Origin of the sequence: Solitalea longa (assembly GCF_002920915.1) — a bacterium.
In the GTDB taxonomy this organism is placed as follows: domain Bacteria; phylum Bacteroidota; class Bacteroidia; order Sphingobacteriales; family Sphingobacteriaceae; genus Solitalea; species Solitalea longa.
This window is the reverse complement of record NZ_PQVF01000002.1, coordinates 345,627-359,688: the sequence shown is the minus strand read 5'-3', so window position 1 is coordinate 359,688 and position 14,062 is coordinate 345,627. Positions and strand designations below refer to the sequence as shown.

Sequence of the window (14,062 nt, the reverse complement as noted above, 5' to 3'; positions counted from 1 at the left end):
TCGTTTTTTTTATTCAAACTCGATTTGTTCACTATCCAAATCGCCGCCATTGTTAATGTCTTTCTGCTTGGTTTTCTCTTCCTGTTCTTTTTTCTCTTTTTCGAGCCGCGCTTTTTCTTCTTCTTCTTTTTTCCTTTGTTCAGCTCGTTGTTGTCTTCTTGCTTCTTGCTCTTTGGCTTTTTTACGGCTGTTCTCAAAAAACTCTTTCCAGCTGTCAAAATCTTTTCGATATACAATACCTACACCTTGCTTATATTCCGAGTCATAAGTAAGATTGTTGGTGCTGTTAGTGGTATTTGAGTGATTATAGGCTTTTAAACGCAAGTTTCCGTCAGGGAATATCAAATATTCTATATCGATATCACTACTCAACGCCGAACTGTTGTTGGTGTTGTAATTGCTATTGCCCGTTACGTTTTTATCTCTTGAAGAAAATGAACCGTTTATGATCAGTCGCTCGTTTAACAAGCGCACATTTCCGCCAAATTCAGCTTCACCGCTGGCATTAATGTTGGCGTTGATATCAAAGTTTTGTGAGCCGATCGCTTCATTTAAAAGGGAAGTGAATTTATTGCTTGCAGCATCAACTACCGAGTTTGTAAGAATCTGTTGTGAGAAACTGTCAGATCCGGCATCACTTGTAAAACCTCCCATGGTAATTAAACCAAACGCCTGTTTTTGGGCATTACTTTCAGTGCTAAAATAAGAAGCGAACGTGTTGTCTAAATTTTCATTTTGAGGAAATTCAATTTTAAAGTCGTAAGTCATTTCCTCAAGGCTGCCGGTTACATTAATAACAGTATTAACGTTTGCCTTTTGATTCATAACATCTTGCGGCTCTGTCATTCGGGCATCAGAATATAAATTGGCCAAGCTTGTTCGGAGCGGAAAATGCGCACTCACATTTAATCTTGCATCATAAGGATCTCCATTAAAGCGAACCGTACTTCCGTTATTAATTAGGAACTCTTTTTTAATGCCCGGAATGCTCATGTCATATTTTCCTTCAGTAAGGCTATATAAACCAAACATTTGAAAATCGCCTAAGGTATTAATACGAAGCTGCAGGCTGGCATTGCCTTTACCGGTCATTGTACCCCCTTCATTATCTCCTAAAAGAATGGAAACTTCGGCAGTAGGATTTACGGTAAGATCAAAGTTCAAACGGAGATTACGTTCCGAGTCCTGTTTTTTGTTCAGGCTGGCAATTGTATCGCGGGTTAAAAATGTTACCAGGTCATCACTGCCTATACTACTCTCACTTGAAATTGGTAAAAAGAATTTGGTTCCTTCGGTAGTAGTTGCCTTAATATCAATGAGCATATCTCTTAGTGTACCTTTAAACAGGAAGTTGCCGGTAGCATTAGCCGTTCCATAATAAATCTCATTGTCTTTAAAAGTGGTATTCAGCGCTTGAAAACGGGTGGCATTTAAACGAATATCGAGCTTAAGGTTATTTAAATCAGAAAGGTCTAATGATCCGGTGGCGGTAGCTTTGTTCTTGTTTACATCATTAAGCGTAAAGCCATCAAATAAAATCTTTCCATTTTCAACCCCCACTTTATCATTAATGGTATAATGGGTATTCAGGTAATCAACCCTTACACCGGCATTGTTAAAACTAATGAAACCATTAAGCTGGGGTTTAGAGGTACTTCCTCTAACTAATAAATTGGCCGAAGTTTGTCCGCTTAGATCAGACACGAGCCCCGTTAAAAATGGTTGGAATATGACTAAACTGGTTTCGTTCAGTTCTATATCGGCAAATAAATTATCTTCCTTTTTGGTGGGTTGTACGTTACCTGAAATACTAATGGTGGTAATATTGTTGTTGGTTACGTTCATCGAAAAGTTAACATCATTTGACTCACTATACCAACGTGACGAAATCTCAGCATCCCCAAGCAAATTATTGTTCAAGCCCAGCTCATGGATCATCAAATCTGAACTAACTTTGGGAGCCTTTAATACCGCCGTGGTACTTGCATTTCCTGTTGCATAGCCCTTTAACTCAATCCCCTCACCTTTTATAAACGGATTAAATATGTTGAGATTAAGATTGCGGAGATTTACAGTTAGCGGCTCACTATCGTTTTTTGAAATAGCTCCTTCAACAGTTAATTGCTGCTCGTTATTATGCAACGTAAAGTTTTCGATCTTATAACCTTCTTCCTCAAATAATATCCTGAATCGGTCGTCTATCTTCCAGCTCTCATTATTAAGCTTCAATTCCGATGGTAAAACACTGAATATGGTGGAATCTCTGGAGAAAAGTACTTCCGAGTTCAGGTCGAGCGCATTCAACTTTGATGGATCAACCAGTTTTAAGTTGGACGTTACCCGGTCGTCTTTCATGAAGTTCGACATGGCTACATCGTTAAACTTCAGGCTGTCCATTGCAAAAGTTCCAAAGGCCAAGTTCAAAAACAATGATTCCGAGCTGTTTCCCTGGTCAATGATAAGGTTGTTGGTCTCAAAGTTTTTGAATTTAATTTTTGGAAAAAAACCGTTAATTGACATCTGGTTTTCAGAACTATTAAACCCTCCAACCAACATAGCTTTTTCAGGTATTTGAAGATCAGGAATAAAAATGGAGGTAATGGGCTCCATATCTTTTAGATCGATCTTAAAAGTGAAATTTTGATAAACAGCGGTTTTAGTGCTTTTCCATTTGAACGATGGTAAATAAGCAGAAAGCATTCCTTTTAAAGCACCTTCGAGTTGAGTTAATTTATATTTACCGGTAAATGTGGCATCGAGCATGTCGGATTTTAGTTCCAATGATTTCGCCGTATCGCTCTTCATCCCCGAAATTAAACTTACAGTATCAATATTAAATAGGCCTTTATCAGTAGTTAAGCGGGTGTCTTTTAAAAGTAATGAACCTAGGATATTGTCAAGGTTGTTTCCGGAGAAATTACTTGAAATATAAGTCGAAACAGAAAGGGTGTCTTTTACTAATTTTAAAGCCTTGAAATTCGCATGTTTTACATCAGCAGTGAAATCACAAGAAGGATCTTGAGTGGCAAGATTAAACTTGCCGTCAAAGTCAATGGCAATATTTTTATCGTTTATATCAAATGAGCCATTGAACTTTTTACGATCTAAATTGCCATCGATAGTTATATTCTGATATCGATAACCATGGAAGTCAAAATATGCAATTTGTGCGGTAAGGTCTTCCTTCATTTCGCTCATTTTAAAGCCATTACCGTCGACATTTGCTTTAAATGTAGTTTTTCCTAAATCAGCATTACCTGTTAATTTGCCTAGATCCAAATTCGTAGTGCTGGCAAAACCTTTATACAATGGTTTTTTCATGTTGCGCATGTCCATTGAAAGGTCGGTAAGTGCCGAACCGGCACCGGTTATAAGTTCTCCTTTTACTTTAAAATTATTGTATTGCCCTTTAAAAGTTCCTTTGAAATCCACAGTGCCAATAGTCGATAGAACCTCTGGCAAGGCTACTTCTTCCTGGTCAATGCTCGCCAAAATTCGGTTAATATCTTCCCTGTTTGTAATCAAACGGGCAAATTCCATATTCATGTCCGTTTGATTAATATCAGGTAAGCCTTTTATTGAAACATTACCTTTTATCAGCGTTTCTTTTCCTGCTGCAATAGTTATGTTTTTGGTTCTCAGGTCGGTAACCGTTCCTTTAACACTGCCGTTCATATTAACCTTTAAGGTGTATTTCTTTATTTCTGGGGCGAAATAGGTAATATCCTTAAAATCGAGATGCGAGTTTTTAAAATCGGCATCCATATACACCTTGCTCACAAAGTGCTTAAAATCGCCAATTCTATTAAACCGGAAGGCTAAATAATTTCCAATGTTACTGTTAGGTGTTACTATTTTCAGGTGATTTATTTCGATTTCTTTGGGCGTATATTTCACCTGTCCGGCTAACTTATTAAGCACAAACCCACATTTTTCGCGAGCGCTCAGGTGTTTTAAATCAGCCAATATCACATTGCCATCAATACTTACATTTCTGGCCTGTAGATTCACATTCGACGCTTTAATATCGCCATAATGCATACCTGTTGTTTTAGAGGTATCGGCTTCATCGTAGTAAATAAAAGTGAGATTCTTAATATCTACATTATTAACACCCAGTTTAAGGGGCTCTGAGGGTGGTTTTTGTGTTGTATCTGGGCTGCCACTAAAGAAATCGATTATAAAACTGAGGTTGGTCTTTTTATTCTTTAGTTCTTTGTAGGCAAAATATGCATCATGAAGTTTTAGATCGTTTACCTCTATCTTTCCGCCTTTCAGATTCAATTTATTCACATCCACTTCTAAAAGACCAGTATAAAGCAAGGTGTCTTGCTTTTGATCTTCAATGTAAAGGCCCTCTATAACAACTGATTTAATAAACTTAATATATAGGCCCTTGATCTGAACCTTGGTTTTTAATTTTTCAGAAAGATATTCGGCTCCATATTTGGCGGCTTTAGTTTGAAACCATTTGGTTTGGCCGGCAAAATACAAAGCCACCAGCAAGATGATGATCAAGCTGAAGAGGTATAGCAGCGTTTTGCCTAATATTTTAATAACTTTGCCGATATCCTTTATTTAACGTTGTTTTTTAAGTTTTTGTTATAGTTATGCCAGTGATTTTGGGAATCGAATCATCATGTGATGAAACTTCTGCTTCAGTTTGTGTTGATGGTCACATTTTGTCAAATGTGATTGCTAATCAGACAGTTCACGAAGCATTTGGAGGCGTTGTGCCTGAGTTAGCTTCTCGTGTTCATCAACAAAATATTATTCCCGCCGTTCACAAGGCCATAATTGATGCTAAAGTAAGTAAAAAAGATATAAATGCTGTTGCTTTTACCCGTGGTCCGGGGCTTTTAGGCTCACTTTTAGTCGGAACTTCGTTTGCTAAATCCTTTGCTTTAGGTTTGAATATTCCACTAATTGATGTAAATCATATGCAGGCGCATATTCTTGCTCATTTTATCGATGATCCAAAGCCGAAATTTCCATTTTTATGCCTCACAGTTTCCGGTGGTCATACTCAAATAGTAAAGGTGAATGATTACTTTGATATGGAACTAATTGGCCAAACTACTGATGATGCAGCAGGTGAAGCATTTGACAAAGCGGCAAAAATGCTGGGATTGCCTTATCCCGGCGGCCCATTGATCGACAAGTATGCCAAGCTTGGAAATCCCAAAGCATATCAATTTCCCGAACCTCAAATACCTGGACTTGATTTCAGTTTTAGTGGCTTAAAAACGGCATTTCTTTATTTTGTGCGAGATAAACAAAAGGTAAATCCGAGTTTTCTGGAGGAACATATGGCAGATGTTTGTGCGTCTATCCAGCATCGTATTGTCACGGTTTTAATTAATAAGGTAAAAAAAGCGGTCAAGGAAACTGGAATTGATCAGGTGGCTATTGCAGGAGGGGTTTCGGCAAATTCAGGGTTACGAGATGCCTTATTGGAGGCTGAGAAAAAGTGGAAATGGAAAGTGTTTATTCCAAAGTTTGAATACTGTACCGATAATGCCGCCATGATTGCTATTGCCGGTTATCATAAATATCTGAAAGGTGAATTTGTAGGACAAGAAGTAAGTCCGTTGGCAAGATGGAGTGTTTAATAATACAATTGATATAGGGTTATATTGACATTGTTATAACGGTTTATCAATTTGTTCTTAACCAGTTAAGGCAGGCAACGCTGCTTTGTAAATTTCCAGTTTCTTTTCAAAGCTTAAGCTGGCATAGGCTGGAGAAGGAGAGGGTAAAGCCACAATTGCAACATGAGAATTAACAGATAATAGTTCTTTAAATTTCGCCCGAAACTCTAGTTCCACTCCTTTGCCTGTAAAGAATATTTTCTCAATAGGGTTTTCTTTTAAAATTGCCGTAATAACATCCGTGTTATAAATCTTATTGATCAGATTACTGTCGAGATTGCCCCCGTTTTTACGCGAACAACTTAAAATGATATCGGTATTAGCCATTTTCAAGTCGGCGAACAATTCCTGTTTTTCATCTTTATTACTTAAAGAGCGATTATAAACTGCTCTGAATAATTTCCAAAACTGGTTGCGTTCACTTTCATAGGTCCATATCTGGGGCCGTGGGTTCATTGTCGAGTCACGACCTGGAAAACTACCCATTATCAAAAAACGGGCATTGACAGGTATAAAAGCCGGGAATGGATGATATTCTCTTAACATAGCTTTAAAATAAGAAACTCCGGAAAATCTAATCTTCCGGAGTCGTTATCGTTATAATCGTTTTAGAATCTTTGAAGTTCCTTAAAACTATTATTCATTGGCATCTGCCATATTTTCACCGGTTACCACAGCGCGAATTTTGGTTTCCAGTTCTTCCATTAATTCCGGATTATCTAAGATCAGTTGTTTAACCGCATCACGACCCTGGCCTAATTTACTATCGCCATAGCTGAACCATGAGCCTGATTTTTTAATGATCTCGTATTCAACTCCTAAGTCAATGATCTCTCCGGCTTTTGAAATACCTTCGCCATACATAATATCAAACTCGGCTAAACGGAAAGGAGGAGCTACTTTATTCTTAACGATTTTCACTTTCACACGGTTACCTGATACTTCTTCTCCGTCTTTAATTTGTCCGGTTCTGCGAATGTCAAGGCGGATAGAGGCATAAAACTTCAAAGCATTACCACCTGTAGTAGTTTCAGGGTTACCGAACATTACACCAATTTTCTCGCGCAACTGGTTGATGAAAATACAGCAACAACCTGTTTTGTTGATGGTACCGGTAAGTTTACGTAGCGCTTGTGACATTAAACGGGCTTGTAAACCCATTTTCGATTCACCCATTTCGCCTTCAATTTCACCTTTAGGAACAAGGGCTGCTACCGAGTCGATAACAATGATGTCAATGGCTCCCGAACGGATCAGGTTATCGGCAATTTCAAGCGCCTGCTCACCGTTATCAGGTTGAGAGATCAATAAATTGTCAACATCTACGCCTAATTTTTTTGCGTAAAATTTATCAAAAGCGTGCTCCGCATCAATGATAGCGGCAATACCACCTTTTTTCTGCGCTTCGGCAATGGCATGAATAGCTAATGTAGTTTTACCCGATGATTCAGGACCGTAAATTTCGATGATACGACCTTTTGGTAAACCGCCAATTCCAAGGGCAATGTCTAAGCCTAAAGAACCGGTTGAAATAGCTTCGATAGGCTCAATTGCCGTATCGCCCAATTTCATAATGGTTCCTTTTCCGTATGATTTCTCTAGTTTATCTAAGGTAAGTTGTAAAGCTTTTAGCTTTTCAAGTTTATTATCGCTCATTATCAAGTAGTTTCTTTTGTTGAAAATAGTGAGATAAAAATAGAATATTATTTTTGAAAAATGCTAAAAATTTTTTCAAAATATTTCAGCAGCGCTACTCTTTTTAGACTTTTTAAGATGATTTTGCTCAAAATATTTGCAAAAAAAAGTTAGGGCACAAGACTCACATTTAGGACTTCGAGCCAAACAAATATAACGTCCATGTAAGATCAGCCAGTGATGCGCTATATGTATCAATTCTTTAGGTATATATTTAACCAGTTGTTTTTCTGTTGCTAAGGGAGTTTTAGCATTGCTGGTTAAGCCTATTCGAGCCGAAACCCTGAATACATGAGTATCAACAGCCATTGCTGGCATATTGTAAACTACTGATGCAATAACATTGGCCGTTTTTCGTCCAACGCCAGGCATCTCCTGTAACTCATTAACACTCGAGGGTACAATGCCTTTAAATTTTTCAACCAATAGTTTGGCCATACCTACCAAATGCTTCGCTTTATTATTGGGGTAGCTTATACTACGGATAAAACCGAAAACCTCATCCGAGGTTGATTCGGCCAAAACTTCTGGAGCAGGATAGCGTTCGAACAAAGCAGGCGTTACCATATTCACGCGCTTGTCGGTGCATTGGGCTGAAAGAATAACAGCAACCAACAATTCATACGGGTTGGTGTAATGCAATTCTGTTTCTGCGTTAGGCTGATGTTCTGAAAAATAATCGATAAAAGCTTTATAACGGTCTTTTTTGAGCATGGTCAAAGATAAGTCTTAGGAGATATAGTTCATATAAATGAAACGTAAAGTGCCATGTGAAGGATCTTGAATGAAGGGGGCTTTACTAAAAAAGGTTTAAGCCATCTTATGACTTAAACCTTCTACGAATAATAAGAAAGCTGAACTACTTGCGAGTTGAATTCGAATATTTCAAAATGTTTTCAACCGTGTGCTGGCCAGGTTCTACCAAAAATTGGTTTAAGGCTTCTTTTATACTTACAAGATTTTCATATCCTTCGGTATAAGCCTCTTCCGCTGCCAGGGATTTCTCCATCATTTCAGCTTCTTCGGATGTTTCTTGAGTATGCAATTCGGTTTTTGGGTTTTGCTGGGTAAAGGTTTCGGTCATATAAAATATTGTTAGCGTGATTATTTTATTAACGACCCTTGTTGCAGTTTATTTTATAGAATTATAAAAAATAAATAAACCTTTTCAATATTGAAAGAGTTGATTATAAGCGTATTCAAACAAAAAGCAGAGAATGCAAATTAGCCATAAAGAAATTGTTGCTGTAGGAGGGATGATGGCTGTAATAACATGAAAGCCGATGGGAACAATAAAACTCCGGTAATTATTACCGGAGTTATAGACTTATGAATTTTGTTCTGTAAATTCCTGTGTTACAGGTTCTTCTTCAGGTTCGGTTGTTGGTTCTTCATTTCTCTTTCCTCTTAACCGTTTCCATATTGCGGAGAAAAAGGCAATAATGCCGAAAACAATAATTTTACCGAACTTGGCTATAATGGCAAAAAAACCAACCTTGGCTAATACTTTACCTGCCACTAATCCGCCAATTGTCCACGCTGCAACTTCATCCACTTTTGGATCAAAATCTTTATAAGCGTAACCATCAGAAAACTGAACAATGTTTAATACCTGCGAAATATCTTGTTTAACCTGCGGTAAATCATTCATGGTAGCAATGGCGTTTAAAATTAAAACACCTTTTCGGCCCAAAACCCTTACATTATAATTTAGGGTATTAACTTTTTGATCGCCGAACTTTAGCTCCTTAGCCCAGTGGAGAATCTTGTTTTCCTTGTCGTAAAAAGGTTGGTTGGCCCAGCCGATAACGGTTATAGGTTCATAGCCGTTTTTTTGCCGTTCTTTATTTTCTTCAATACTGCCTTCCTGCATTTCTTTTAGTAGGTCGGCATAGTCAATATCATCAGCATCATCATCTTTTACATATCCAATTTCATCGTATTGAATGTTGAAAACATAACCCTTGTTGGCAAGGATTTTTTGGTTCTCCGGCAGTAGTAATCCCAAGGTAACATTTTCGCCTCCAGGATTTCCCCATAGATCAACAATTACTTTTTCAGCCTGTTCAGGATCTAGGTACTTAAAGCCTTTAGGAACGGTAAGGATGCCGATGCCGCCTTTTAGTGTAATTGTTCCATGCTGGTAGGTGAAAGCGTTTTCAATCGAATCGATCTTCTTTTGCTCATCGGCTGACTGACAATAGGCAAATGTGGTAAGCATTAAGCCAAGAAATAGTAGTACAGATTTTTTCATTTATTCTTAGTTGTGTGTTTTAATAGCCGAAAACGGTAGAGCCTAAATTGTATGGGCTAATATAAATTTATTTTCAAGTTTAAGGATAAACGCATTTAGAATTAGCGATAACATGGAGAAGATGATATGATAGGCAATGTTAAACACTTTTCGCTAAGCTAAGTGTAATGCCTATTTTTGCAGCTCAAAAATTAAATTAATAAATATGGCAGTAGTTGTTAGTACCGACCAGGATTTTAAAGATACCTTAGCCGCTAGCGGTAAAGTAATAGTAAAGTACTATGCCGATTGGTGTGGCTCTTGTAAGTTGTTTGCGCCTAAGTATAAACGTCTTTCAAATGACGGGCGTTTTTCGGACGTTGCTTTTTTGGATGTTAATGCCGAAGAAAATGAAGCTGCCCGTAAATTGGCAGGAGTAGATAATCTTCCTTTTTTTGCCACCTTTAGCAATGGCGAATTGGTTGAAAGCTCAGCATCTTCAAAAGAAGAAGTGGTGGTTAAAATGATTGAAACTCTTTTAGAGAAATAATCCATAGGGATGAAATTCAGATAAGATGAAAATACCTGTAATTAAAAAACTGGTTGAAGCTTATGATTTGGCTTCATTGCAATTGGCTGAAGAGGCATTGATGGAAGAGCAAATGCCTGCCATTGAAATTGAGGGGGATGATGAAGGCGAACAACTTACCCATATTTTGGCCGCTATTTGGATCAAACAGGAAATAGAGAAAACCGGCGATGCTTTTCCGTTGGCTTTGCGAGCGTATACATCCAGAGTGCGTACTTCGATATCGTAAAGTGAATGATTCATCTGATTCTAAAAGATTACACAGATAATAAAAAAACGGGATTCATGGTTGAGTCCCGTTTTTTTATGACCAAGATTAGATCAGTGAAATGAATTTCAATATCTGTGAAATCCTAATTAGTTTTCTGAGAAATAAGAAGCAACTCCACTAAAAGTAGCGTCCATTGCTTTTTCACCTTGTTTCCAGTTTGCAGGACAAACTTCACCTTTGGTTTCAAAATATTGTAAAGCATCAACCATACGGATTGCTTCATCAACATTACGGCCTAAAGGTAAATCGTTTACGATTTGATGACGAACCACACCTTCTTTGTCGATTAAGAATAAACCACGGTAGGCGATCATTGGGCCTTTAGCAGTTAAAAAACCTTCTTCATTGTACTCATATTCACCTGCTAATACACCAAAGTTAGTTGAAATAGCTTTTGAAGTATCAGCTACAAGTGGATAAGTGATTCCTTCAATGCCACCTTGTTTTTTAGGTAATTGTAACCAACCCCAGTGTGATTGTTCTGTATCGGTTGAACAAGCAACAACAGCAACATTGCGGCTTTCGAATTCAGCTAATTTTTCCTGGAAAGCATGTAATTCGGTAGGGCAAACAAAAGTGAAATCTTTAGGGTAGAAGAAGAACAAGACGTGCTTCTTGCCAATGTATTGTTCTAATGAAAAATCTTCAACAATTTCTTCGCCGTTAATTACAGCAGGAGCAACAAATTTAGGCGCTTTTTTTCCAACTAATACTGACATCTTTTATGTGTTTTTATTGATTATTACCTTGTTATGCTTGTTTTAAAAGCAGCGCAAACATACTAATAAACGCCTTAAAAAAACAGTTGATAACAAAAATGGCACACAGTTTAAAAGATACTCCGATTTTTATGCCTATTCCGAAAACGATAAAATGAATTTGGACTTGCCTTTTTGCGGAAGCAACAGCTTATCAATGCCTGAAGCCACCTCTCCCTTTATTGCATCAATAGTTAATGGTTTTCTAATAGATGAGTTGGGAATGTAAATGCCAATTCGAGTATTATCAGGGAGATTGTTTGAAATATAGTTGCGATGTAGATTATAAGCGCTTTTTTCAGATTCTCCATCAATGCTTTCCTCGAGCGTAAATTCTATGTCCTCATCGGTTACCTGGTAAAAAAGTTTAATGGTGTTATCTGAGAGTTTAAACCCCTTGAATTTTACAACAGGACTGTATCCTTGTCCGCTGGTATCGATCAGTTTTATGTCGCTGTTTAATAAATAGTTTTCATAATACAGATCACCAACGGCAGTAATCGTTGAGTCGTTCGCCGCTAATCCTCCACGCCAAACTTTATATAGGCCACATTGAACAGTATCAAAAGCTATATAAAAGCCATCCGCTAGTGCAAAAGTCAGTATCCCATTTGAATTGTCAAGGGGGTATTTTACTATCCTAATGTCGTTATTCGGTTTCAACTGACTTTTGGAACAAACTGTAAGCACTGCAAGGGCAAATAGAAATAGGGCCAATAGCTTAAAAAGCTGTCGCATAAAATAGAAAGCGTATTAAGATTAAATCAAAATAATAAGTATCGGTTTATGCTATACATAAATCATTCCGCCTTAAGATAGTTCGAAAATTATGATAAAATCCCTGTACAATAGCTGTTTATGAGTGTTTTTTAGCAAACTTGTGTATGCTTTTGCAGAAGCCAGATGGATTTAAGATATGATTTGTAGCTTCTTCGATTATTATTTTCTGATTATACGAAACAGACATTAAGCTATTTTTTGACCGTTTTCAACCATTTGGTCAGGAGTCAATAAGGTAACCGATTTTTCTTCTCCCAAAACTCCTAAGACCAAACATTCGGAAATGAAATTGGCTATTTGTTTAGGAGGGAAATTAACAATAGCAATAATTTGTTTGTTAATTAGCGACTCAAGAGGATAATGTTTAGTGATTTGAGCTGAAGACTTTTTGATACCTAATGGTCCAAAGTCAATTGTAAGCTGATATGAAGGGTTGTTAGCTTTTGGGAATTCTTCGGCTTTAATAATTGTTCCTACCCTAATGTCTATTTTTTCAAAATCGTGGTATGTTATCATAAAATAAAAAAACTTGGCGTGTCTCACGACAGACCAAGTTAATTATTAGTTATATAAAGAAAAGGCAAGAGTTGAATCAATACCGATAAACAAAGCCGATATTGAATCCTAAATAACCAAGTTTATCCACCTGATCGGTTTCAAAACTCTGATTATAACGCACATTAAAATTGATAGCTGAAATGGGGTTTACACTGTATTCCAATCCAAGTTCAGGAAACAATCCAAACATCCATCCATCGCGATAAAATGAATACAAACCAAAATCGGTATTTTGTTTTTGCCAGGTGGTACCTACTCCTATACCAAAGTAAGGAGCAATTTTTTCAGATGTAGGGTCTTTAAAGTAATAACTTGCTTTTGCAAAAATCGGAATAGCGTTAATATAGTTGTAAGGAGTACCGGTTACCGCACCGCCTTCTGGTGAAATATAGGTTTGATGTCCTTTGGCCTGATAGAACACGTTCCATCCTATAAATCCTGATAAACTTACGCGCGGTTTTACAAATCCACCCCATTCAAATCCTGCTCCTCTAACACTGTATTTACTTATATAATCACTTGTAGGTGACATAGGCAGGGCTGTGTTCCAAGAGAAATTGGTGTAGTATTTATATTGAGCATTAGCTTTGGCACTAAGCAAACAGACAATGAAGGCCAGACTAAGTAGTTTATAAATGTATTTCATGACTTTGTGGCTTTGGGGTTAATTTGTTTTCAAATAAACAGATTGAGCAAAAGCTTGATCAACTCCCGCCGTTGCCCGTTGAACATTTGAGGTGGTTCCATTTAGTACACCTCTTATAGCTGATATCCAAACCGTGTTGATCTGGTTGTCCTGTCTACTGTCGGGTGAACTCATTGAAATGATTAAACTACCAACATCAAATGAATAGTAGTAAGCACCTCCAGGATACCATCCAGGTCCCCAAGGGTAGCCCCAGCTGCCCCATGGATAATAACCCCAGTAGTACCACCAATATGGATAATAGGCACCGGTATAAGTTGTTTGGATCACATAAGAGGTTAGGGCCACATCTGGAACTGTAGGACTTCCCGGTTTAATCTCGGTGTAACCTTTTGCCGTCATATTTGCCCGTATTTTTTCGAGAATTGGATTGGCTACAGCTGCGGGTAAGGTGTCTCCTGGAAGTGGAATGTCATCATCCACAATTGGAATACGGGTAGGTAGAGTATAAGTGTTGTTCTCTGTAAAGTTGTAATCTTTTTTGGGGAAACTTGCAACAACATCTAAGTCTTCAATCTCTGCATCGCTATTGGGATAGCATGAATTGAGTGCAAATGCACATATAGCCACACATGCACATAAGCCGAATTTGGCTAAGTAAAATTTCTTATTCATATGAGAGCGTTTATACTTAAATATAAGTATCAAATTGGATAAAACAAAGGTTATGGTATTTAACTTTCTATTTTAAATGTATCTTTTTTGATTCATTAATTTATTGTAAATATTTATTAGTCAGGCAGTTTGATGCTGTTTTGCTTGGATTGTATATTTTTATTCCTGACCCAAAAATCTTTTACCTCCTGAATACTATCTTTAGG

At 37.5% G+C, this 14,062-nt stretch carries 14 protein-coding genes; 3 read left to right on the top strand and 11 right to left on the bottom strand.

Translation table 11 applies throughout. The features are described from left to right. Positions 1 to 9 precede the first annotated feature (9 nt). Positions 10 to 4,518 carry a translocation/assembly module TamB domain-containing protein gene (locus C3K47_RS04090; RefSeq protein WP_103787841.1) on the bottom strand — a complete coding sequence of 1,503 codons (4,509 nt, stop codon included), beginning with the start codon at positions 4,516 to 4,518 and terminating at the stop codon, positions 10 to 12. Between the two features lie 92 nt (positions 4,519 to 4,610). On the opposite strand from C3K47_RS04090, the gene tsaD reads away from it, so the two are divergent. Then, positions 4,611 to 5,612 carry a tRNA (adenosine(37)-N6)-threonylcarbamoyltransferase complex transferase subunit TsaD gene (gene tsaD, locus C3K47_RS04085; protein ID WP_103787840.1) on the top strand — a complete coding sequence of 334 codons (1,002 nt, stop codon included), beginning with the start codon at positions 4,611 to 4,613 and terminating at the stop codon, positions 5,610 to 5,612. Between the two features lie 57 nt (positions 5,613 to 5,669). On the opposite strand, the gene C3K47_RS04080 is transcribed toward tsaD, so the two are convergent. From C3K47_RS04080 to C3K47_RS04060, 5 genes are all read right to left on the bottom strand, one after another. Further along, complete coding sequence (locus tag C3K47_RS04080) at positions 5,670 to 6,197, bottom strand: uracil-DNA glycosylase family protein (RefSeq protein ID WP_133159325.1); 528 nt, start codon at positions 6,195 to 6,197, stop codon at positions 5,670 to 5,672. A gap of 90 nt (positions 6,198 to 6,287) precedes the next feature. Then, the gene (gene recA / locus C3K47_RS04075) at positions 6,288 to 7,307 is read right to left on the bottom strand and encodes a recombinase RecA (protein ID WP_103787838.1); all 1,020 of its coding nucleotides are present in this window, start codon (positions 7,305 to 7,307) and stop codon (positions 6,288 to 6,290) included. Positions 7,308 to 7,382: 75 nt separating this feature from the next. Further along, entirely contained in the window at positions 7,383 to 8,060 is a 678-nt protein-coding gene (nth, locus tag C3K47_RS04070) for an endonuclease III (protein ID WP_103787837.1), read from the bottom strand. Between the two features lie 145 nt (positions 8,061 to 8,205). Beyond that, entirely contained in the window at positions 8,206 to 8,430 is a 225-nt protein-coding gene (locus C3K47_RS04065) for a hypothetical protein (protein ID WP_103787836.1), read from the bottom strand. A 243-nt stretch (positions 8,431 to 8,673) separates the two neighbouring features. Next, entirely contained in the window at positions 8,674 to 9,600 is a 927-nt protein-coding gene (locus C3K47_RS04060; RefSeq protein ID WP_103787835.1) for a DUF2167 domain-containing protein, read from the bottom strand. A gap of 205 nt (positions 9,601 to 9,805) precedes the next feature. Between C3K47_RS04060 and C3K47_RS04055 the strand changes: the two genes are divergently transcribed. Then, a complete protein-coding gene (locus C3K47_RS04055; protein ID WP_103787834.1) occupies positions 9,806 to 10,129 on the top strand; it encodes a thioredoxin family protein in 324 nt (107 codons plus the stop codon). A 25-nt stretch (positions 10,130 to 10,154) separates the two neighbouring features. Continuing rightward, positions 10,155 to 10,397, top strand: a complete 243-nt coding sequence (locus C3K47_RS04050) for a DUF6952 family protein (RefSeq protein ID WP_103787833.1) — start codon at positions 10,155 to 10,157, stop codon at positions 10,395 to 10,397. Positions 10,398 to 10,525: 128 nt separating this feature from the next. On the opposite strand, the gene C3K47_RS04045 is transcribed toward C3K47_RS04050, so the two are convergent. From C3K47_RS04045 to C3K47_RS04025, 5 genes are all read right to left on the bottom strand, one after another. Then, positions 10,526 to 11,158 carry a peroxiredoxin gene (locus C3K47_RS04045; RefSeq protein WP_103787832.1) on the bottom strand — a complete coding sequence of 211 codons (633 nt, stop codon included), beginning with the start codon at positions 11,156 to 11,158 and terminating at the stop codon, positions 10,526 to 10,528. Positions 11,159 to 11,293: 135 nt separating this feature from the next. Next, positions 11,294 to 11,935 carry a hypothetical protein gene (locus C3K47_RS04040; protein WP_103787831.1) on the bottom strand — a complete coding sequence of 214 codons (642 nt, stop codon included), beginning with the start codon at positions 11,933 to 11,935 and terminating at the stop codon, positions 11,294 to 11,296. A 228-nt stretch (positions 11,936 to 12,163) separates the two neighbouring features. Next, positions 12,164 to 12,493 (bottom strand): tRNA-binding protein, encoded by a 330-nt coding sequence (locus C3K47_RS04035; protein WP_103787830.1) that lies wholly within the window; start codon positions 12,491 to 12,493, stop codon positions 12,164 to 12,166. 76 nt (positions 12,494 to 12,569) lie between these two features. Next, a complete protein-coding gene (locus C3K47_RS04030; RefSeq protein WP_103787829.1) occupies positions 12,570 to 13,181 on the bottom strand; it encodes an outer membrane beta-barrel protein in 612 nt (203 codons plus the stop codon). An 18-nt stretch (positions 13,182 to 13,199) separates the two neighbouring features. Then, the gene (locus tag C3K47_RS04025) at positions 13,200 to 13,856 is read right to left on the bottom strand and encodes a DUF4136 domain-containing protein (RefSeq protein ID WP_103787828.1); all 657 of its coding nucleotides are present in this window, start codon (positions 13,854 to 13,856) and stop codon (positions 13,200 to 13,202) included. Positions 13,857 to 14,062 lie beyond the last annotated feature (206 nt).